We start from the raw sequence: 23,708 nt of genomic DNA, 5'->3' as shown, positions 1-23,708 counted from the left end.
TTTTGTTAAACTAGGTACAGATACAAAATAAAATAGTAGGGGTATCTTATATGAAATTGGATCATATTGACAAAAAATTATTAGCAGCTTTAACTGAAGATGGAAGGTTATCATACGTAGATCTTGCAGAAAAAGTTGGGTTATCCCGAGTAGCGGTAAAAGACAGGATTCAAAATTTAAAAGATCAAGGCGTTATTGAGAAGTTTTCCGTTGTGATTAACTCTGAAAAATTTGGCAAGCAAGTTTCGGCTTTTTTTGAAGTAGATGTAGAGCCTATGCAATTACAAGAGGTTGCGCAAAACTTAGCAGATAACCCTCAAGTAGCAAGCATTTATCAAATGACAGGTCCCAGTACATTGCATATGCATGTTCTCGTTGAAGACTTTCAAAAATTAGAAGTTTTTATCAATAAAGAATTATACTCAGTGAGTGGTATTACTCGTGTAGAGAGTTCGATTATTTTAAAACGTTTTAAAAGCAGGACTGGCTTCAAACTGTAGGTTCTTCAATGGGTTAATAGCTAGTATAACTAGAGAGCGTTACAACTTAAAAGACATTTTATTTTCCATCAAAATGCCCTGCCATTCGTTCAACGTCTTGGAGAGATTGTTCTAATACGCTCCTTCACCCTGTCTAAATTACTTTAGTCATCGTTTTAATTTCTTGTGAATTTTCTAACATAACCTTTAATTTAGATGGAAAGAGGCTATCTTATGTTTGATCTTCTTGTCATGATGCTAGAACGACTCGGCATTATCGTTATGATTGCATTTTTACTAACTCGACTACAATTTTTTCGCAATATGATTTCTCAACACTCCTTAAGCCAAAGCCAACAATATAAGGCGATGCTATTTTTTGGGTTGTTTGGAATAATTGGTACGTATACAGGACTTATTTTTAATACTGGCACTTCCGAAATCGAGCGTTGGCGCATTGGTATTGAACCAGATGAAGCCATTGCAAACTTTAGAGTAATTGGAGTAGTAGTAGCAGGACTTCTAGGTGGGTATAAGATTGGATTTGGAGCAGGAATTATTGCTGGTATCCACCGCTTCATGCTTGGGGGCTATACTGCACTTAGCTGTGGTATTGCTACGATCATAGCAGGTATCTTCTCAGGGTATTTTCACAAAAAACAACGCTATCATTCGTTACCTAAAGTATTTACAATTACAGCAACCGCAGAAATTATTCAGATGTTGCTTATCCTCTTGTTATCAAGACCATTTGAGAAGAACATCCCGCTAGTGGAAGTTATTGGTCTGCCTATGGTTATTGCAAATGGACTTGGTGGAGCACTATTTATGCTTATTATTCAAGTAGTCGTTAAAGAGGAAGAAAAGGTTGGAGCTAGCCAGGCACAATTAACTTTACGTGTTGCTGATAAGACTTTAGCTCACCTAAGAAAAGGACTTCATGAAAAAACAGCTCAGGCCGCCTGTGACATATTGTATCATGAGATGGATGCTATTGCTGTATCAATGACGAATGATAAGGAAATTCTAGCACATGTTGGTTTAGGTGATGACCACCATAAACAAGGAAATCAAATTCAAACACAAATAACGAGAGATACGATTCAATCAGGCAAACTAATCGTTGCCTCCGATCAACAAATTCATTGTAGTCAAGAAAATTGTCCTTTAAAGGCAGTTGTTGTGGCTCCTTTAAAGCAACGCGGAAAAACCATTGGTACGTTAAAATTTTACTATCGTTCCAAGGAGGATATTAATCGCTTAGTAAAGGAAATGGTAAGCGGACTTGCTAAATTGCTAAGCAACCAATTGGAAATTGCTCGAGCGGAAGAAGCTTTGCAATTAGCAAGAGAGTCAGAAATAAATGCACTACAAGCACAGATTAAACCACATTTTCTATTTAATACATTAAATACAATTACCTCGCTTGTGCGAATTGATCCAATGAAAGCAAGACAATTACTTGTATCTCTCTCCCATTTTTTAAGACAAAACTTAACCGTAACGACCGAGAAGGAAATTACGATTGAACAAGAATTAAAGCATGTCCAAGCTTATTTGGATATTGAGCAAACACGTTTCCACGATCGGTTGCACGTCGCCTATCACATTGATGAAAGTTGTTTACAGGAAACCGTTCCTCCATTAATCCTGCAACCTATTGTGGAAAATGCTATGAAACACGGGTTAAAAGACAAAAAGGAAGATGCTCATATTCATATACACATTTCAAAAGAAGGGCAGTCTATCCAAATAGCTGTAACAGATAACGGCAAGGGAATACAAGAAGAACAAATCCAGCTTATTGGCAAAAAAGTTGTTTCATCCAGCACTGGAACAGGGATGGCACTATACAATATTAATCGCCGACTTACTATGAAGTTCGGCGAACAAGCTCAGTTAGTTATTGCTAGCAAAATAAATGAAGGGACGAGTGTTCAATTCTCAATTCCAGCAAGAGAACACCAAACGGAGGAAGAGTCATGAAGCATGTAATAAAAGTATTAGTCGTTGATGATGAAAAATTAAACCGGGAAGAGCTGATCTACTTATTGGCTACTTATCCTAACGTAGAAATTGTTGGTCAAGCAAATTCTGGAGAGTCTTGTATTATGGAAGCGATGAAAAAGAAACCTGATCTTGTTTTTCTAGATGTAGAAATGCCTGGAATGAACGGGATGGAAACAGCGGCTTCACTCATGGAGTTGAGGCATCCACCTTTATTAGTATTTGCTACGGCATATCCTCAATTCGCTGTTCAAGCCTTTCGATATGAAGCGGTCGATTATTTATTAAAACCATATGACGAAAATCAGTTAGGGCAAACGATTTCTAGGATTGAAAAAATGTTAGTTGGTCCGGAAGAAAGAGAGCAGGAAGCTGCTAATAAATTAGGCATTGAAAATGAAGATGGCGTCTTTTATGCGGATCCAACTGAAATCCTCTACGTACAAAGCGTAGAGAAACAAGTAAAAATCGTTACCAAATCTAATACATTTTATACCAAAAAAACATTGAAGGATTTGGAAAAACGATTAAATGCCTTTCATTTTTTCCGCATTCATAAGAGTTATTTAGTTAATCTAAATTACGTGAGTCAACTTACTCCCTGGTTTAATGGTGCCTATAATTTACGTATAGCTGGAAGAGATGAGCCTTTACCAGTTAGTAGAAATTACGTAAAAGAATTACGCGAACAGTTGGAGCTTTAAATTTTTTTATAATTACAATACGCAATAGCCTTCTCTTGGGAGAAGGCTATTTAACTTCCTTTGAAAGAAAGGACAAAACTACAGTAGGAATTCAATATTCCTTACGATAATTTAATTTATAAATGATACCGAAAGCAGGATTGTTCATACTTATTTTTTACATTAAATGTAAATTTGCTGAAGTTCACGTGAATATCGCCGATGTTCACAATTATTCAGGTATGGCAATATATGCTTAGCTTATAACACTTAGCGCAAAATTCTCGATTTATATGGCGAGTTCTTTGGAGCTCCGATGAGCTACATACCAACTGTGACGGGCGACTTTCTTGATTACTTGACCACCTATCTGCTTCCGCCGGGCGACCATCCCGATTACCCGGGCAACTTTTATACTGTGGTGGGCTCCTTCTCCTACTCCGACGGACGATCTGCTTTCTTCGGCGGGCTAGTCCCCAACTGTGACGGGCGCTTCTCCTACTGCGGTGCACTTCTTCTCCTACTTCTACCGGCGCTTTTTCTGCTTCTAAGGGCAACTCTTTTATGCAAAAATTGAAAAATTTCATTTATTCTTTTATTATTTCCCCTACTCTCATGTTAAGTCTAAATATAAACATGTTAGCATAAAAAATAGACATGTTATCAAAAAAACCCCTTATACAAGCGTTTACATATTACATTTATTAATGTAAACGAATTCACCGTAAGAGGGAGGACTTGAAATGTTTACATTTCTAGGAGGAATTATACTATTAATTGTAGGTTATTTCACATATGGGAAGTTTATTGAAAAGGTTTTCGGAGTACGACCAGATCGACCGACACCAGCTATTACGAAACAGGATGGCGTCGATTACCTGCCACTCAAAAGGAATAAAAATGCCATGATTGAGTTGATTAGTATCGCAGGGGTGGGCCCGATTTTTGGTCCAATTATGGGAGCACTATATGGTCCTGTAGCTTTTCTCTGGATCGTCTTAGGATGTATATTTGCAGGTGCTGTTCACGACTACTTAACAGGGATGATCTCGATTCGTAATGGAGGAGCACATCTTCCGCAGCTCGCCGGTAAATTTTTGGGTAAATATATGAAACACATTGTGAATATATTTTCTGTACTTCTTTTATTATTAGTAGGAACCGTTTTTGTTAGCTCTTCAGCTGGTCTGATTTTTGATTTAGTAAATGAAACTATTGCACTCACTGCACTTATTGTTATCATTTTTGGCTACTATATTCTGTCTACTATGTTACCAATAGACAAACTGATAGGTAAGCTATTTCCTATATTTGGGGCGTTTTTACTTGTTGGAACATTAGCATTAGGAATTAGCCTTGTAATCAACCAAGCACCTATTCCAGAAGTATCATTAACGAATTTGCATCCGGAAAAAACGCCTATCTTTCCATTATTATTTTTAGTTATATCCTGTGGTGCTTTATCTGGCTTTCATGCAACACAATCGCCAATCATTGCTAGAACAACGAAAAATGAAAAAGAAGCAAGAAGTGTTTTTTATGGCATGATGATTGTAGAAGGTATAATTGCTATGGTATGGGCTGCAGCAGCAATGAGCTTATTTGGCGAGACGGTTACACTAAATGAATTAATTAATACGATCGGGACAGGAGGTATTGTAAGTGAAGTAGGTACAATGATGCTTGGTTCTATCTTAGGATCTGTCCTTGTATTATCCATCATTTTTCTTCCGCTTTCATCTGGGGACACAGCATTTCGCAGTGCACGCATGATTATAGCTGATTACTTTCATGTATCGCAAAAGAAAATTTCTAAACGATTGATCATCGCTTTACCATTATTCGCTATCTCAGTTATTCTAACTAATATGGATTTCACTTTGCTTTGGAGATATTTCTCATGGGCCAATCAATCTCTAGCAGTTATCGCATTATGGGTAGCATCGATGTACTTATTTATTGCTAAAAAGAATTATTGGGTGGCAATGTTACCAGGTATTTTTATGACCTATGTTACGACAGCATATATTCTTAATGCGCCAATTGGATTTAGAATACCAATGAACATTACTTATATACTAAGCGCAGCGATAACAATTGGTATTATTGCCTTGTTCTACAAATATGCACGACAAAATGTGAAAAATAACATGGAGATTGAAGAAACCATTTCAGTTTCCCCCTCTAAAGTGGCTTAACAGGGAATGGAATGAAATAAAGATACAAAAAACGAAAAAATAAATAGTGCGTCTGATGGCAGAACAAAAGTATTGATAACAATCGTTATTTGTATCATCTAACTTCAAACCATGCTATTCTATGAAATAATAAAACCATATAAAAAAATAATCTGAACTCGTATCGATTGCACAGGTGATACGAGTTCTTTTTAGCGATTTTTTCTAGTAAAGCTACACCAACTTAGCAAGCTGTGAAAGATCTACGTTACCTCCTGAAATGACGCATACGATATTTTTTTGGCGGGCACCGATTTTATCATAGATTGCAGCTGCTACTGTAACTGCACTGGAAGGCTCAATTAATTGTTTCGTTCTTTCTAACACAAATCTCATTGCATACTTTATTTGTTCCTCACTTACTAGAACAATATCGTCTACATAGTGTTGAACAATTGGAAACGTCAGGCTACCTGGTTGAGTTGCTCTTAAACCATCAGCAATAGTCCCTGTTGGGGGAATACTCGTGATGGCTCCGTTTTGCAATGACATATATGTATCATTAGCTATTTCAGGCTCAACTCCAATTATCTTGACGGATGGTTTTATTTCTTTTATCGCAGTTAAGATACCAGAAATTAATCCTCCACCGCCAATTGGCACAACAACGATATCAATTTCGTCCAACTGGTCCAGTAATTCCAGCCCGATTGTTCCTTGTCCCGCTATAATAAGTGGATCATCATAAGGCGGTATCACAACCCCGCCCTCTTCGGAAGCTAATTGTTCAGCGCGTGGTAACCGTTCAGAAGAGGTTAGTCCACACTTTTCGATACCGCCATGATATGCTTGGATTGCAGCAAGTTTACTTTGAATGACATCGTCTGGTACGACAATGGTTGCACGTATACCTAGCATGTTGGCAATGTAGGCAACAGCTTGCCCATGATTACCAGAAGAAGCTGCCGTTACAAAGGTAGCGCCCTTTTCCACAACCTGTTTCACTTTATTTGCTGCCCCGCGAATTTTAAAAGCTCCTGTCTTTTGAAGATGCTCCGCCTTCAAAAAAACGCGATTACCGCATATGTCGGATAATTGTGCAGATTGAAGAATTGGAGTCGTGTTTACCACTTGAACAATATTCTCTCTTGCCACCCTCACATCAGATAAAGAAATCATTGCATCTCCCCTATTCTAGTTAAAGTGAAACTTCGTCAGTGAGTATTCTTTCTCCCCCACTGACCGTTAGTTCCCTAAGGATATGACCTAAAAAGCCCTTTGAACGAATCCGTAATTTGGGCGCCATTATCCTCCACTTAGGCTTTTGTATCTACTCGGAATCTTTCGAAGTGGAGATTCTATGGCACTTTATATTGTCATGTAGGTGCTGTTATCCCTACTTATTCTTGTTACAGTACAGATATCCTACTCCTGAAAACGGTGTCTTACAGCAACTTGTTATACGGGATAAATGAAAGCCCCCTTACACTAGCGAAGGGGGCGGGCTTGCGTTTGGATCTATTTTTCAGGGAAGGAACTACGCACAGCTTCATAGACATCATTTATGCTTTTCCCCATACCTGACTCTACTGCGGCAACATATGATCCTTCTACAATGGGTACTTCGACTAATTTGACATCTTCACGATCAGCCATTTCGATAGCCATTTCTGCATTCATTTTTGCGCTACCAAGATCATAAAATAAAAGTACACCTTTTCCCTTATTCGCTTGCTCCAGCGCTGCATTAATTTTTTCTATGCTTGTGCCAATCTCGTTTTCATCCGTTCCTCCAGCAGCTACAATGGGGACATTCTTCATTACCTGCTGAATTAATTCTTTTGTTCCCTCTGCGATTTTATGGCTATGAGAAATTAACACAATACCAACGTAGCTCATCTTTCGCTGTCTCCTTTCCATACTTCTGCTAGTGCTTCAAAAATAAGATAAGTAGATGCAGCACCTGGATCTTGATGTCCGACTGTTTTGTCTTTAAAATAGGCGGCTCGTCCTTTGGTTGCAGTCATTTCTTTAATCTTTGTTAAAGCCGAATCAGCCGTAGAGAGTAACGTATCAGCTGTTACATTGGAATCTTCTAAAAACAATTGCGCAATGGGGGCCCACATATCTACCATTGTCTTTTCGCCCTCTTCTGCTTTTCCACGCTGCTTTAAACCATTTACCGCTTCCGTTAATGCTGTTCCAAATATATCTTGTTTTACAGACTCTTCACCTTTCAGCTTGGTGGATAATTTGAGGAAGGCAGTTCCAAATAAAGGTCCTGATGCTCCGCCAACTTTAGACATTAAAGTCATTGCTACATCTTTTAAAACATCGGATACGTTCGTATATGTGCTCTCATTTAATTTGGAAGCAACTTCTTGGAATCCTCTAGCCATATTAATTCCATGATCGCCATCCCCAATTGGTTGATCCAAAGTCGTTAAATAATCTTTGTTTGCTTGCATCTTCTCATTCGTTAGTTGCATCCATTGGATTGTTTTGTTCACATCTAATCGCATGTTTAAATTCCTCCTAAATTCGAAATGCAGGTGCTTCGGATGGAGCTCCAAGTAGTGATTTTAATTCATCATCAAGTTTTAACAATGTTACAGAGCAACCAGCCATCTCTAAAGATGTCATAAATTCTCCTACAAACGTTTGAAATACGTAAATTCCTCTATCCTTTAATATGCTTTGTACCTTTTGATTTACAATAAATAGCTCCATTTCAGGTGTAGCACCTAAACCGTTTACCATTACTGCTACTTCGCTTTCTTTTGGTATTTCCATGTCGTTCATAATTCGCTCCACTAACTCTGTAGCAATATCATCCGCAGAAGCAATTGGTTTACGTTCAATTCCTGGTTCCCCATGAATTCCGATGCCAATTTCCATTTCGTTTTCTTCTAGTTGAAAGCTTGGCTTTCCAGCAGCCGGCACCGTTCCAGAGGTTAAAGCCATTCCCATCGAGCGAATGTTAGCAACAACTTTTTCAGCTACCCGTTTCACTTCTTGCAGCGAGGCTCCATTTTCTGCCATCGCACCTGCGATTTTATGAACCAGGACAGTACCAGCAATTCCTCTTCTGCCAGTGGTAAACGAGCTATCTTCTACGGCAACATCATCGTTAACAATAACTTTTTCGACTTGAATGCCTTCTGCTTCAGCAAGTTCCGCAGCCATTTCAAAATTAAGCACATCACCAGTATAATTTTTAATTACGAGGAAGACACCCTCTCCTCCATCAGCTGCTTTTATTCCTTCTAATACTTGATCAGGTGTTGGAGAAGTAAAAACTTCACCAGCAACGGCACAATCTAACATACCTTTGCCAATGTATCCAGCATGGGCTGGCTCATGTCCGCTTCCTCCACCACTGACTAGACCTACTTTACCTTGAACAGGAGCATCTTGACGAGCAATTACAAGTGTATCCGGAACTACTTTTAATTTGGTTGGATACGCAGCAACTAATCCTTGCACCATATCTTGTACAACTTCATTTGGATCGTTAATGATTTTTTTCATTGCTTCATTCCTCCTCAACTCTATTGTAGTAGAATCTCACTTAACATAGAAGGTATACAACCCCCTTCATTTCCAACAATCATGTGTCATCATGCAGTCCATCCTTAATGAATAGGGAGCTTCCTCCCATGAATGGTTAATATCGCATGGACATGACTGGGGCTCTCAAGCAGAAGTGGATATTCGACTGCCATTAAATTCTCTACTTATCCTCCTAAATTTCACCTCATAGCATAGAAGTGAAAGAGATCTTACCGCCAGTTCATGTTGGATTAATAAGTTACAGCTAAAAAAATAAAAACTGCAAAAACTTTGAACCTGAACAAAAGAAGGCCATTCTTACCTTTAAGATAATCGTGACCTCCTTTTTTATACATTCATTCTTACTTAAATACCCTTGTTGCTTCTACCGCTTTTTGCCAGCCTGCGTATAAAGCTTCTCGCTCCTGTTGATCCATGGTTCCATTAAATGTCTTTTCTACCTCCCATTGACGGGCAATTTCTTCTTTATCTTTCCAATATCCTAACGCCAAACCTGCCAAATACGCGGAACCTAATGCGGTTGTTTCCTGAATAACCGGACGTTCCACTGGCACTTCCCCAAGAATATCACTTTGAAATTGCATTAAGAAATCGTTTTTAACTGCACCACCATCCACACGTAACGTTCTCAATTCTAATTGGGAATCATTAATCATCGCATTAATAACATCTTTCGTTTGATATGCTAAAGATTCCAATGTTGCGCGGATGAAATGGCTTTTCGTTGTGCCCCTAGTAAGCCCGAAGACTGCACCTCTTGCCTGACTATCCCAATAAGGTGTACCCAAGCCTACGAAAGCCGGAACCATATATACGCCTTCTGTGCTATCCACATTTCTTGCAAATACCTCACTTTCCGGCGAATCTTCAATAAGCCTCAAACCATCACGAAGCCATTGAATGGCAGAACCAGCAACAAAAATACTTCCTTCTAATGCATATTCTATTTTACCGTCTACTGCACAAGCTAGCGTCGTTAACAAACCATGCTCTGAAGCAACACCTTCTTCGCCGGTATGCATTAGCATAAAACAACCTGTACCATAAGTGTTTTTAATCATTCCTTTTTCAAAACAAGCCTGACCAAATAGTGCAGCTTGCTGATCGCCTGCAATTCCAGCAATTGGAACTTCTTCTCCAAAGAAATGGTACGATATCGTATGTGCATAAATCTCCGAAGATTGTTTAACTTCAGGCAACATACTTTTTGGAATAGTTAATATGTCTAGTAGTTCATCATCCCATTGCAAATCATAAATGTTAAACATGAGTGTGCGAGACGCATTGGTATAATCTGTTATATGCGTTGTCCCAGCAGAAAACTTGTAAACGAGCCAGCTATCAATCGTTCCAAATAATAAGTCTCCATTCTCAGCTTTTTCTCTTGCGCCTTCTACATTATCTAAAATCCATTTCACTTTTGTGCCAGAAAAATAAGGGTCAAGTAGCAAACCTGTCTTTTTCCTAAAAATTTCATTGTAGCCAGCTTCTCTTAATTCCTTACAAATATCTTCGGTTTGACGAGATTGCCAAACAATCGCACGATAAATTGGTTTCCCGGTATTTTTATCCCAAACAACTGCGGTTTCACGCTGGTTCGTTATACCAATCCCGGCAATTTGATTAGCAGCTAAGTCTGCTTTTCGCAGTACATCTGCAATACATGCTAGAACGGATGTCCATATCTCATTTGCATCATGCTCAACCCAGCCTGGATGAGGGAAGAATTGTTCAAACTCCCTTTGTGCTGTCTCAACAATTTCTCCTTGTTGATTAAAAATAATAGCCCGAGAACTTGTTGTACCTTGATCAATTGATAATATATATTTATTTTCCATTTTTATCCCCCTATGCACTATGATTATTTATTTTAGCAGAACGTTCTCCCTTCGTCTCCATCCTAACTGCCCCGATAATAAGTATTGCTATAATTATACTTAATGCCCAGAAAATAATGGTAAATTCACCGATAAACAACGCATCATAAAAGAATGCTCCATATATCCCTCCTATAATTGGCCCTATAATTGGAACCCAAGCATACCCCCAATCCGAAGATCCTTTGCCTGGAATGGGAAGTAACGCATGGGCAATACGAGGTCCTAGATCACGGGCAGGATTAATAGCATAACCTGTTGCGCCACCTAATGACATACCTATTGCTATAATCAATACCCCAACAATAATTGGATTTAAACCTTCTGTAAATTCATTTGCTCCAATAAACAAAAGTCCTAATACAAGAACAAATGTGCCAACAATTTCACTGAGCAGGTTCGCAAGCGGACTGCGAATTGCAGGTCCAGTAGCAAATACCCCCAGTTTCGTAGCTTGGTCTTTTGTCTTTCGCCAATGCGGTAAATAATTTACAAAAACGACAGCTGCACCAATAATAGCCCCAATTACTTGTGCTGTTACATACATTGGTACTTTAGACCACGGAAATTCGCCAATAGAGGCAAATCCTATCGTTACGGCTGGGTTAATATGTGCAGGAGAGTAATTACCAACTGCATAAACCCCAAATGCAACTGCCAATCCCCAAGCAATCGTAATAACCACCCAGCCAGACCCTTCAGCCTTAGATGATTTCAAAGTGACACCACCAACCACTCCGCTACCAAGAATAATCAAGATCATCGTACCAATTAATTCTGCTAAAAATTCGGATTCAGCCACCATATAACACCCCTTTGTTCTAGACTATGTTAATTATGGTCGAACCAAGTATTCTGTTAGAAGGAATGCAAACATTTATGGTAAGTGTTAAAATGAAGCAAATAAATTGTTATCATTTTCCCCCATAAAAAAAGACCTACACTTTTTATATATACTCTACCCTTAGAAATATACAATAAAAAGTGTGGGTCTCCTACTCTCCGCCACATAATTAACTTGTGTTTTTATCATACTTGAATCTGTAAGCGTTGTCAACAGTAAATTTTCCATCAATTTATATAAAACACATATCAAAAATTGCCCAACTGAATTTAAAATTCGTATGTGCGCGTGCTTACACCCCTATTTGCTCCCCAAATCATCTCCATTTATTACCCGGGCAATATTTACACATCTAAGGACGCAGTATCAATTGATCTCCTGTTTTTCTATCCAAGTATGTTTTATGATAATCCCCCTTCCCCCAATCATCCAATTGATCATGGTACCATTGACTTTTAAAATGACCAGATTGTCCTGGTGCAACGAGATGATACCCTTTACCTGCTTCTGCCATATCAATAACAAACCGCCAAGAAGCACCGTGATCAACAACACCAGTCTCCGTTTCATAACTAGCGGCCATTGGTGTTATACTGCTTCCATCTACAGGAAGCGGATCTTCTTTGTTGAAAAAATATTTTAGAACAGGATGAACACTTGAAAGTGGATGTTCAAAGTATACACGATGATAGTCTCCCCATTCCCATTCTGACATATCTTCGCCGTATTTTTCTTCCAACTCTGCAAGTGCTTCATGTAATGATGTAATTAAAACTTGTTGCAAACCACCATAATCCTCTAACCAGGCAGAATTTTCTCCGTTTATCCCTTTTCGCAATAATGCATCTGTCGATTGCCCTTTCACTTTAAATAAATCAAGCATTGAATCTGGTATATCTTGATAAATGGTCGCCTCCATTTTTTCATACCAATAGTGAAAAATTAATGGCTCGCTTGCTGAAACAGTATCTTCATATTCCCATTCTTTTAGGAGCTCGAGCGCATGCTCAGCTTGCTCTGATAATTCCTCCCCTTTTAATTGCTGTAAAAACGCAGGTACAAATTCTTTCGCTTGCATATTAAAGCTATCCATTTGCAACTGTTGCATATCTTCGACGGTTATCTCTTCACTGTTTTCCAGCACATCAGCAATGCGCTCATACCGGTATGGTTGCGCCCATACATTACTAATATGATATGGATAATCATCCGTTGTTATTTTATTGTTCGCCGTTGCGATATACCCTTTTTCTGGATTGATTATCTTGGGAAGTTCATCAAAGGGAATATACCGCTGCCAAACGCTCTCTTCTTCCCAACCGGGTAAAGGAAGTAAGGCATCTTTTTCATTGTCATAAACCGGAATATTCCCATTCGCTTTATAAGCAATCGTTCCATCTTTAGAGGCAAACACAAAGTTTTGCGCAGGGACCAAGAATTTCTCCAATCCCTTTTCAAACGATTTCCAATCGGTAGCTTTATTAATTTGTAATATGGCCTCCAGTTCCGTCGTAGGCTCTAATGCAGTCCATCTTAGTGACAAAACATTTTCCTTACCACTATCTTCAGCAAACTCTGAAATAACCGGCCCATGTCTTGTTTCTACTACTTCATAATCAATTGTTTCTCCATCTTTCACGGCAATCGGTTCTTTAATAACAGTTGCTTCTACCCACTTACCAGCAAATAAAAACTCCGCTTTAGAGTTTGGCTTTCTTTTTTCTAAGTATAATTGTTGTACATCTGGTCCTGTGTTCGTTACTCCCCAAGCAACTTGATCGTTATGACCTAATATAATTCCTGGAACCCCCGCAAAAATAACACCACTTACCTGTTGCTGGTCTGTTTTCAATTGCATTTGAATCCAAATCGCTGGCGTTGCTAAACCTAAATGTGGGTCATCTGCTAACATCGGGAATCCTGACGCCGTTTTATCACCAGATACAACCCAATTGTTACTTCCATTAAATGTATGTGGAATCATGACCTTAGAAAATGCGTCTTGTATAGAAACATGCTCTTCTTCCATAATAACTGGCTTGTCACGAGGATAGGATGGAAATAGTTCGTATGCTTTTTCTTCATCAAATTGCTGTAGCAAATAATAATTGAATGCTTGCTGCTCCCAATGACCACCTAGATCAAATGCCATGTACTTTCCAATTGTTAATGAGTCTAACGGTGTCCATTCTTCTGGTTCAAAGCCCATAAGTTTAAATTCAACCGGCAAACTGTTACTTTGCTTTGCTTGTTCGATGTACGCATTAACCCCTTTTGCAAAAGCTTCCAACACTAGTTTTGCTTCGTCACTGTATAAAGCATAAGATTCGTCAGCTGCTCTGCGCAATCCTAATGTTCGAAAGTATTTATCCTGATCAATTGCTGCTTCTCCAGCTACTTCACTTAACGTACCAGATGCCTGCCTTCGTGACATTTCCATTTGAAACAGTCGATATTGTGCTTGCACATATCCTTGAGCTGCATATAAATCATGCTCATTTGCCGCCTCTATTTGCGGCACCCCGTTAGCGTCAGTTATTACCTGTACCTCTTGTTTTAAAATTGGTAGCTCTATACTTCCCTCTGTTTTTTCAATAGAACGATTTAGGTAAGCGTTTACAACTATGATAATGATGATCAGAACCATCAATAAAATACCAATAGCAATGAAGGCTACTTTTGATTTAGAAAATTTTCTCTTCTTCTCTATCGGATTGTTATCGATCCTCTCTTCCATTTGCCCCCTCCTAATTCTTTGATAATTCGTTTCAATATTGTACATTTTAGCAAAAAAACGAAAATTAAGGAACCAAATTTATTCCCCTGCTATTTATAACGACTTTATCTGGCACATGAAAGCATCTATCAAAAAGCGCATATATGTTGGGAGCTCAGAAAATATCGTCTGTCTTCTAGGTCCCAAAAGTGAAATGAAGGACTTGATCTAAATAGGAAACTTCATATAATGAAATACGTATAGCATAGTGCTCTATTAATCAAATCTATTTTATAAAACAACGTTTATGTAAAGTCAATCTATTTCGACTGGAGGTGTTTTGCTTGGTCGTAGTGCTGGAGCTGCTTTTTGAATTATGGATTTCCTTTCAAGATGACAGACGCGTTGCTGAAGAAGATATTGAAAAAATATTCGCTACTTAAGGCAACAATCATGGTTTCGGAACTATTTAAATAACCCACAGATTCGTAATATAATCATTTATGATACAGAAGTGCGTCAACTAAGCAAAAATATAAAAAGTTACATCATCCACTTTATACAGAAAGATTCCGTAAAAAATTAGAAGCGATAATGAATAAAAAAAGTGAAATCGTTATTGCTTCATAGGTTATGGAGTACTCTTTTATCATATGGATAAAGAGTAGCTTCCTAGTAAAATGACATGCCGTGGAAAGCTATCTACCACGGCATGCTCTGGGGAATACCATTCCATTTTGGATTGTTATAAAGAAGGTGTTTAGCACATTGCTAGTGGTAAAACCATTTTTATTCCACTACTTGGACGTCATAAGTTCGTAGCCAGTAATCTATTTGACAAAGATGAGCAATCAGTTGTGGACCTTTCATTAACTGTCCATACCAAGGATCTTTAAATTCCTTACCCTCAGTCTCTAAAATAGCTTCTACCTTTTCCCTATTTAAAAATTCAAATATTCTTGCCTCTTTATCATCTAATATATCACGCATCCACTTTTTCACCGCAATCGTGTATGCAGGCTGAAAAGTTTTAGGAAATGGGCTTTTTTTACGATAGAGAATGGTTTCAGGTAAAATTCCTTCCATTGCTTTTCGTAAGATGCCTTTTTCTCTTCCTTCAAGCATCTTCATCTCCCACGGAATATTCCACACATACTCCACTAGCCGGTGATCTGCATATGGTACACGCACCTCTAAGCTAGCGCCCATACTCATTCGGTCTTTCCGGTCAAGTAGCTGTGCCATAAACCAGTGCATATTTAAATAAAATAATTCTCTTCTTCGGGCATTCTCTGCACTTTCCCCATCCAGACGAGGCGTTTCATTAATCGTCTCCTGGTAACGATCATAGACATATTCTTGAAGTTTTAATTTTTCCTGCCATGGAGAGTGAAGTAAGTCCATACGTGATGTTAATGACCTCATCCATGGAAAGCCTGTTCCTTCATCCGTTGGCGGGTTGTGAAACCACGGGTAACCTCCAAATATTTCATCCGCACATTCTCCTGAAAGGCTAACGGTCGTCTGTTTTTTTATTTGTTTGCAAAACCATAATAACGAAGAATCAATATCTGCCATTCCAGGTTGATCGCGCAACTCTACTGCTCTTTTTAGATGACTGGCTAGCTCTTCACCAGTGATAACCTCATTATGATGGTTGGTTGCAAAAGCTTCCGCCATTTCTTCAATATATGGCTGATCCATAGATGGTTGAAATTTACTTGCTTTAAAATGAGCAGCATTACCTTCATAATCAACTGAAAAAGTAGTAAGCGCTTCTTTTCCTTGCGCTTTAAAATAATTGGCAGCAATAGCTGTAATAGCGCTTGAGTCTAACCCTCCAGATAAAAAAGTAGACACAGGGACATCAGCTACAAGCTGTCGTTGTACTGCATCGATAAATAGCTCTCTTACCTTACTTACCGTCTCTGATACTGAATCCGTATGTGGGCGACTCTTTACATTCCAATAGCGCCATTTTTTTACTCCATGTTTTGAAAAAATAAGAGCATGCCCTGCACGAAGTTCTTGCATATTTTTGAATAAACCATGACCAGGTGTACGTGCTGGACCAAGTCCGAACACTTCAGCTAATCCAAACCGATCAACTTCTGCTTTAACAGCTTCATGGGCAAGAATTGCTTTTAATTCCGAACCAAAAATAAACTGACTAGCTTTTTCTTGAAAAAATAACGGCTTTACCCCTAAACGGTCTCTAGCTATAAAAAGCTGCTCCTTCAGTCCATCCCACACCGCAAAAGCAAATATGCCATTTAAATGGTCCACGCATTGTTCCTTCCACTCCAAATATGCTGTAAGTAGTACTTCTGTATCTGATGTTGTATCAAATGCATAGCCTTTACGATATAATTCATTGCGTAATTCCTCTGTATTATATAGCTCCCCATTATATACCAGCGTATACGTATCACCGTTCTTGACCTTTTGCATTGGTTGCTTTCCGCCTTCAATATCAATGACCGACAGACGCTTATGACCAAAAGCAACATGTTGATTCATCCATGTATCCGTTTCATCAGGTCCCCGATGTGACAACGTCTCCGTCATCTTCTCAAGCATTTGTCGATCTGCTCGCACATCTTTGTTCCAATTCACATGTCCAGTTATTCCGCACAAATCGTGTCACCCTCCCTAGAAGCATAGCAAACCTACAGAACAGTTTATGAGAAAAACAGAGGGGATATGACTAAATGTCTATAGTATTGTGTAAGAGAGCTCTATTTTCATTGATAACCATTTGTTTTACCAATTTTCTGGCTGTGATGCGCGAAAAAACTTGATGCATTACTAAGTTACTGCCTGCAATACTCGAACTACTGGGTGTGATGTGCGAGTTAGCGCTGGCTATGCTCGAGGTTCTTGCTAGGAGGCGCGAGTTAACACATGCAGTGCTCAAGTTTCTCGCTTGGATGCGTGAGGTTAACGCTGGCGTGCTCGAAGTTCTCGCTTGGATGCGTAAACTACTGAATAGGAACATTCAAACTCCTTGCGGGGACAGAACAAAGGCGTAAGCGCCCGTTTAGCAACGTAGTGAATGGAACGAATCAACTAAAGATTTAGGAATCATGCCACTAAAACCAGGGGTATGCCGACGCCTGAGCGGCAAGCCCGTTTTTAGTCGGTCTTCCTCTTTGCGACGAACCGATGAGGCCTTATCGTAGGGCGCATTTCTAAAGTCGCATCGTTGCTGGGCTCATGCGCTGGACGTGACTATTCGGTTATTTCATTATCCACAAGCAAGTTTCCTATACAACCAATAAAAAAACAGACAGCCTGCTAGATAAACTCATCACAGGCTGCCCATTTCCGAAATTATTCCGCTTTTACCGGTTCTTCTTGCGTTACAGCAATTTCATAATAATTTGCCCAGTTATTTGCGATCGTATAATTCAACACACGCTTATTTACTGGAACTATTTTCGCACGATAGTTAGTTGGAATTACAGGAACTTCTTCAACCATTAATTGTTGCCAATCCTTATATACTTTTTGACGGTACTCTAAATCCATTGCATCTTTAGAGACACCTTGCTTTAACAGCTTATCATTCTCTTCACTCGCATAGCGTGTGAAATTAAATAGCGCATCACGTCCATATAACCCTGCTGGGTTCACATCCGTTGCGACACCCCAGCCAGCTGCATAAACATCTATCTTCGGATCGTCATCACCGCTTTGTCCAATACGATCATAGAATGAATTAAACTCTTGTAGACGACCATCTAATAATTTAACATTTAACCCAACATTTTTCCAAGCTTGGATATAATAATTAGCGATTGGTTCAGCAGTTTCTCCACCTGACATAGACGCAAAATTAATAACTAACTCTTCGCCATCTGGATTTTCGCGCATACCGTCTCCATTGGTGTCCTTATAACCAGCTTCATCTAAAATTTTCTTCGCTTTTTCTGGATCATAAGCTATTCCAGGATTGTCTTTATCATGGAAATTTGGATGTGACGGTGGAATTAAAGTTGTCGCATTCCAACGTAAGCCATTGTAAAACTGCTTTCCTACAGCATCATTATCAATCGCGTGTCCCATTGCCTTACGCAAATTAACGTCTGCCATTTTCTTATTTGGATCTGGTTTTACTTCTTTTTTCTCTTTATCCCACGTACCTAATTTAAAGCCAATGTAAGAGTATGCCATGTCTATATTGCCTAAAAACTCTACGTTAGACATGTCGGCATTATCTGGATATTGGTCAGCTGGGAATTCATGTACAGTATCTACTTCTCCTGTTTTTAAAGCTTGTACAACGGTTTTAGGATTAACGACTTTAACCGTAACCTTATCTAGCTTTGGCTCCCCTTGCCAGTAATCTTCATTTTTCGTAAGGACAACCGCTTCTCCCGGTGTAATGCTATCTACTTTATATGGACCCATACCAATTGGGTTTTTCCGGACAGCATCAGACTCCGCCATTTTAGCTACAGGAATATCTTTAAAGATATGCTTCGGTAAGGCGTATGACCAAATACCTCCACTTAGTAAAGAAGGAGACGCCTCTTTATACGTTATTTTTAATGTTTTTTCATCTACCACTTCAATCCCTGAGATCGAATCTGCCTTACCATTATGATATTCTTCCATACCTTCAATAATCGTAAAATCATCACCATAACGAACCCCAGGATAATCAGGGTGGCCAATGACTTCATAGGCAAATGCCCAGTCCTCAGCAGTAACTGGCTTGCCATCATGCCAATTTACATTATCGCGAATCTTAAAGGTATACACTTTTCCACTGTCATCTACTTCAAATGTTGCAGCACCATCTTGATTAAAATTATGTGTTTCATCAGCATCTAATAAAGATTCATCAAACCATTTAATGAATTCAACATCATGAGCTCCTGAATAAAAATTAAAGTTTAACAAACCTTCAATTGCTGTATCTGTAACCACACCAAATTTCAAGTGGCCTCCGTTTATTGCTTTCCCTTCATTTTTCGTTTCTACATTAAAATCATCAATGGAATAAATCTGTTCGCCATCTTTTCCTGACTTCTTATCATCCGATTTATCTGACTTGCTTTCCTCATCTCCACCACATGCAGCTAGCATAAGTACTAAACCTAGCATGATTGCAGATAAAACGATACGCCAACGATTTTCTTTCATATTACTTGACCTCCCTATTTTTTTGTATACGTCATACGACGTTATCTATACTTAACATCTTTAGATGTAAGCAACTCATTTATTTATCCTCTTCGTTGTCTTGCATCTGTTGCACGTTTAAGTGCTTCTCCTACATTTCGGACAGCTAACATCAATAAGAACACCATAATAGCTGCAGGTACCCAAATCCACCATCTTAGTTCCAATGTTTGTGGATTTCTTGCGTATCCAAGCAGTGTACCTAGACTTGGGGTATCTTCGGGAAACCCAAACCCTAAAAAGGATAACCCAGATTCCAAGCCTATATTAGCAGCCAAATTCAATGTCATCGTTACGATAATTAATGAACTCAAATTAGGCAAAACTTGGAAAAACATAATCTTCCAATGCGGAGTCCCTAGCGTTTTCGAGGCTTGCGCATAATCCAGCTCTCGCTCCTGCAATGCCTTCGAACGAATTAAGCGGGCAATCCCCATCCAGAGAAAAGCTGTCATAATCAGTGAAAATGTCCATATGCTATACTCCGGTACAATCGCCACAAATACAATAACAATCATTAAGAATGGTAAAATCAAAAAGAAATCAACGATACGCATCATAATATTATCTACGGTACCACCAAAATAACCTGATGCTAATCCATAAGTAACCCCAATGATACCTGTCATAAGTGTCACTAAAAATCCAATGGACAATGAGTTACGTGTTCCGATAATTAATTGGCCAAATATATCTCTGCCTCCGTAATCTGTACCTAACCAAAACTCACTAGACGGTGGCTGATTAATCGCAAATAAGTCTACTTTTACAATTTCTGACTGATCTAAAAATAATGAAATTCCATAAACAAAACCGGTAATGGTAATGATAAAAATAAATGATATAAGCGCAACTTTATCTCGAACAATTTCTCGCCAAATGATTCTCGTCATAGAAGGAACTTTATCCTTATCTATCCCAACTGCTTCCACATTTGAATATTCCAATTGTATGTCACCTCCATGATAGTCAACTGTTTATTTAATTCGAATTCGCGGATCTACGAGACTTAAAATAATATCTGATAGTAAAGCCCCTAGAATCGATGCGATTCCGAATAACAAGACAACAGATGTTACCACACTGTAATCTCGCTGCAACACAGATTCCATAAATAACAATCCCATTCCCGGGTAGCTGAAAATAGTTTCAATAAATACGGTTCCGCCAATAAGACCAGTAATTTCAAAACCAAAATAGGCTGCAATCGGTAATAATGAATTTCGGAATATGTGACGACGATAAACGCGTGACTCGGAAGCCCCTTTAGCTCTTGCAGTAAGAACAAAGTCCTTCTGTTTCGTATCAATAATTTCACTTCGCAAATACTGCACCGTATTTACTGTAGTTATTAATGCCATCGATATGGCAGGCAATAGTAAATGATTCACTTTGCTCATTATATACGCAAATGATCCTGGTTCTAATCCCGGCTCTACGCTTCCGCCGGTTGGGAACCATCCTAGACCATAGCCAAAAGCCCATAACATAACTAAGGCAAAGATAAATAATGGAGTCGCAAAACCAATATACGTATAGCCATTGATCAATTGATCACGTAATGTATCATTGTAACGTCCACTCGTAATACCTAAAGGAATAGCAATCAGATATGTAATGATCAATGTTACTAACGATAACCAAAACGTATTTACGAGCCTTTGTCCAATTAATTCAGATACTGGCATCTTAAAGCGAAAGGATTGTCCCAAATCACCTTGTAAAGCTGAGGTTACCCAATCTGTATATTGCACATACCAAGGATCGTTTAAGCCAAGTTTCTCCCGTTGTTCTTCAATTGCTGCTGGATCAATATTCGGATCAATTAAACCAGATAGTGCGTCTCCTGGCATAAGCTGTGCCATAATAAATACTAAAATACTTAGTAAAACAATTTGTGGCATGGTAATTAACAGCCGTCTAACAATAAATTTCCACATGCTATCAACCTTTCTGCGGTAAAGCTACTAAATGTGAATCCGATATATGGCGTAATTGATACGCTAACCCTTCATGATCAAAATATTCATTATAATTACTATGATACTCTTTTTCTACTTCTTCTCGGTATACTTTCTTCTGTTGACGGTTAACCGGATCGATATCTGGTATTGCCGCTACAAGGCGCTTCGTATATATATGTTGCGGGTGGTTAAAAATATCTTCTTTCGTACCTTCTTCCACAAAGCGCCCTTTATACATAATTCCTATATCGTCACACATATGCTTTACAATACCTAAATCATGGCTTATAAATAAGTACGTTAAATTCAAATCCTTCTGAATATCTTGCATAAAATTAAGTACTTGCGCCTGAACAGACACATCAAGTGCGGAAACAGGTTCATCGGCGATAATTAATTTTGGCTTTAAGGCGATTGCCCTTGCAATCCCGATTCGCTGCCGCTGTCCACCAGAAAATTGATGTGGGTATTTTAAAATACTCTCTGGACTTAATCCCACTCGTTCAAGCAATTCTTGCACACGCTTTTTCTCTTCTGCTTTAGATAATTTTTCAAAATTTCGTAATGGCTCTGCGATAATATCCAACACGCGCTTTTTTCCATTTAAAGAGGAATATGGATCTTGGAAAATCATTTGAATATCTTTACGCAAACTTGTTTTTTTGGAATTAAAACCTGCTAAATCAATTCCGTCAAACTTCACACTTCCAGAAGTGATACTATTCAAACCGATAATCGCTTTACCTGTGGTTGTTTTTCCAGATCCAGACTCTCCCACAAGCCCATACGTTTTTCCTCTTTCTATGGAAAAAGAAACCCCGTCAACAGCTTTCACCGCATCAATTTTACGATTTAGAATTCCCCCTCGAATGGGGAAATGTACCTTTAATTTATCTACCTCAAGAAGTGCCATGGGTTGATTCCTCCTCTATTGTTTCTTCAGGGAAATAAAATTGTTGGTAACAGGTACAGCGTACGAAATGCCCCGGTTCTACCTCGTGCAACTCGGGATTTTCTTCATGTGCTTCATCGCTAATCCAAGGAATTCGTGCTTTAAAACGGCAGCCTTGTCGCGGAAGATTTTGTAACGAAGGAACGATTCCTTGAATCACATGAAGCTTATCATGCACACTGTCTTCAGCTGGAATGGAATTTAATAATGATCTCGTATAAGGATGCAGCGGATTTTTAAATAGTGTATACACATCTGCAATTTCTACAATTTGTCCTGCATACATAACCGCTACTCGATCTGCCGTCTCAGCCACGACGCCTAAATCGTGAGTAATTAATATAACGCCTGTATTCATCTGTTCTTTCAAATCATTCATTAAGCCAAGTATTTGTGCTTGAATGGTTACATCCAGTGCTGTAGTCGGCTCATCGGCAATGAGAAGTTCTGGTTTATTGGCGATAGCAATTGCAATCATCACCCGCTGTCTCATTCCACCGGATAACTGATGCGGATACTGTTCACAAGTATACTCTGGACGCGGTATACCAACTTGATTTAGCAGGTGAACAACCTGCTCTTTTCGCTTTTGTTTGGATAATTGTCGATTATGTAATAATAAAGCTTCACCAATCTGATCTTCTACTGTCATCAACGGATTTAACGCCGTCAACGGATCCTGGAAGATCATCGCCATATCATTCCCCCGCAGCTTGTTCAACTTTCCTGGAGGCAAATTTACAATGTCCTGACCTTTCACATAAATGTTTCCTTCCATTTTGGCCCGAGTATGTAGCCCCATGATTGAGAACGCTAATGCACTTTTACCAGAACCTGACTCACCAACAATTGCCAATGTCTCATTCTTATGAACAGTTAAAGAAACATCATCCACAGCGGCATAATAATCATCTTTTATTCGAAAAGATGTTTTTAAATTTTGGATTTTCAATAAGCTGGTACTCATGTTGACCTCCCTCAAATTTTGCACAATAAAAATAATTCATTAGTAAATTGAAGATTCTTTCAATTTACCTTTAAAAAAATGAAGATTTTTTTGTATTCATTTTTCTGACACTTTAACCTAAGAAGAGTACATTATGTTCCTTATTAAGCGACATATACTCGTGTAAAATTTTTGTAAAATAAAATAAAATAATAATACGTATTATAAGGTATACGTATTTTAAAATCAACTGTTTTTAAAAAGGGAAGATTTCGATAAACGAAAAAAGTTGTTTTTTTC

The 23,708-nt window shown here is 38.7% G+C and carries 17 protein-coding genes; 4 read left to right on the top strand and 13 right to left on the bottom strand.

Annotation, left to right across the window (positions count from 1 at the left end; genetic code table 11):
* Positions 1-50: 50 nt before the first annotated feature.
* The 4 genes from BKP57_RS17270 (at position 51) to BKP57_RS17255 (ending at position 5,367) form a co-directional block, all read left to right on the top strand.
* Positions 51-500, top strand: a complete 450-nt coding sequence (locus BKP57_RS17270) for an Lrp/AsnC family transcriptional regulator (RefSeq protein WP_050352170.1) — start codon at positions 51-53, stop codon at positions 498-500.
* 213 nt (positions 501-713) lie between these two features.
* The gene (locus BKP57_RS17265) at positions 714-2,465 is read left to right on the top strand and encodes a sensor histidine kinase (RefSeq protein WP_050352169.1); all 1,752 of its coding nucleotides are present in this window, start codon (positions 714-716) and stop codon (positions 2,463-2,465) included.
* Positions 2,462-3,190: a LytR/AlgR family response regulator transcription factor gene (locus BKP57_RS17260; protein WP_050352168.1), complete on the top strand. Its 729-nt coding sequence runs from the start codon at positions 2,462-2,464 to the stop codon at positions 3,188-3,190. Before BKP57_RS17265 ends, BKP57_RS17260 begins: the two co-directional genes overlap by 4 nt.
* Positions 3,191-3,912: 722 nt before the next feature.
* Complete coding sequence (locus BKP57_RS17255) at positions 3,913-5,367, top strand: carbon starvation CstA family protein (RefSeq protein WP_050352167.1); 1,455 nt, start codon at positions 3,913-3,915, stop codon at positions 5,365-5,367.
* Between the two features lie 213 nt (positions 5,368-5,580).
* Here BKP57_RS17255 and BKP57_RS17250 read toward each other — a convergent pair whose 3' ends face one another.
* From BKP57_RS17250 to BKP57_RS17190, 13 genes are all read right to left on the bottom strand, one after another.
* Positions 5,581-6,525 (bottom strand): threonine ammonia-lyase, encoded by a 945-nt coding sequence (locus tag BKP57_RS17250; protein WP_072742068.1) that lies wholly within the window; start codon positions 6,523-6,525, stop codon positions 5,581-5,583.
* Between the two features lie 339 nt (positions 6,526-6,864).
* Positions 6,865-7,245, bottom strand: a complete 381-nt coding sequence (gene dhaM / locus BKP57_RS17245) for a dihydroxyacetone kinase phosphoryl donor subunit DhaM (RefSeq protein WP_050352165.1) — start codon at positions 7,243-7,245, stop codon at positions 6,865-6,867.
* Positions 7,242-7,868 (bottom strand): dihydroxyacetone kinase subunit DhaL, encoded by a 627-nt coding sequence (dhaL, locus tag BKP57_RS17240; protein WP_050352164.1) that lies wholly within the window; start codon positions 7,866-7,868, stop codon positions 7,242-7,244. Before dhaL ends, dhaM begins: the two co-directional genes overlap by 4 nt.
* A 13-nt stretch (positions 7,869-7,881) precedes the next feature.
* Positions 7,882-8,877, bottom strand: coding sequence for a dihydroxyacetone kinase subunit DhaK (gene dhaK, locus BKP57_RS17235; RefSeq protein ID WP_072742067.1), 996 nt, complete (start codon positions 8,875-8,877; stop codon positions 7,882-7,884).
* Between the two features lie 383 nt (positions 8,878-9,260).
* Complete coding sequence (glpK, locus tag BKP57_RS17230; RefSeq protein WP_050352162.1) at positions 9,261-10,757, bottom strand: glycerol kinase GlpK; 1,497 nt, start codon at positions 10,755-10,757, stop codon at positions 9,261-9,263.
* 10 nt (positions 10,758-10,767) lie between these two features.
* A complete protein-coding gene (locus BKP57_RS17225; protein ID WP_072742066.1) occupies positions 10,768-11,601 on the bottom strand; it encodes an MIP/aquaporin family protein in 834 nt (277 codons plus the stop codon).
* A 391-nt stretch (positions 11,602-11,992) separates the two neighbouring features.
* A complete protein-coding gene (locus BKP57_RS17220; protein ID WP_072742065.1) occupies positions 11,993-14,377 on the bottom strand; it encodes a penicillin acylase family protein in 2,385 nt (794 codons plus the stop codon).
* A gap of 768 nt (positions 14,378-15,145) precedes the next feature.
* On the bottom strand, positions 15,146-16,993 hold the full coding sequence (gene asnB / locus BKP57_RS17215; RefSeq protein ID WP_072742064.1) for an asparagine synthase (glutamine-hydrolyzing): 1,848 nt from the start codon (positions 16,991-16,993) through the stop codon (positions 15,146-15,148).
* Positions 16,994-17,689: 696 nt separating this feature from the next.
* Complete coding sequence (gene opp4A, locus BKP57_RS17210) at positions 17,690-19,507, bottom strand: oligopeptide ABC transporter substrate-binding protein (RefSeq protein WP_050352157.1); 1,818 nt, start codon at positions 19,505-19,507, stop codon at positions 17,690-17,692.
* An 83-nt stretch (positions 19,508-19,590) separates the two neighbouring features.
* Positions 19,591-20,439, bottom strand: coding sequence for an ABC transporter permease (locus BKP57_RS17205; protein WP_082241008.1), 849 nt, complete (start codon positions 20,437-20,439; stop codon positions 19,591-19,593).
* An 84-nt stretch (positions 20,440-20,523) separates the two neighbouring features.
* Positions 20,524-21,486, bottom strand: a complete 963-nt coding sequence (opp4B, locus tag BKP57_RS17200) for an oligopeptide ABC transporter permease (RefSeq protein ID WP_050352155.1) — start codon at positions 21,484-21,486, stop codon at positions 20,524-20,526.
* A gap of 4 nt (positions 21,487-21,490) precedes the next feature.
* Positions 21,491-22,423, bottom strand: a complete 933-nt coding sequence (locus BKP57_RS17195) for an ABC transporter ATP-binding protein (protein ID WP_050352154.1) — start codon at positions 22,421-22,423, stop codon at positions 21,491-21,493.
* Positions 22,410-23,429 carry an ABC transporter ATP-binding protein gene (locus BKP57_RS17190; protein WP_050352153.1) on the bottom strand — a complete coding sequence of 340 codons (1,020 nt, stop codon included), beginning with the start codon at positions 23,427-23,429 and terminating at the stop codon, positions 22,410-22,412. Before BKP57_RS17190 ends, BKP57_RS17195 begins: the two co-directional genes overlap by 14 nt.
* Positions 23,430-23,708 lie beyond the last annotated feature (279 nt).

Source organism: Virgibacillus sp. 6R, from assembly GCF_001895305.1.
Lineage (GTDB): Bacteria > Bacillota > Bacilli > Bacillales > Amphibacillaceae > Virgibacillus > Virgibacillus pantothenticus.
The sequence above is the reverse complement of the archived record's forward strand: the minus strand, read 5'-3'. Positions and strand labels throughout refer to the sequence as shown.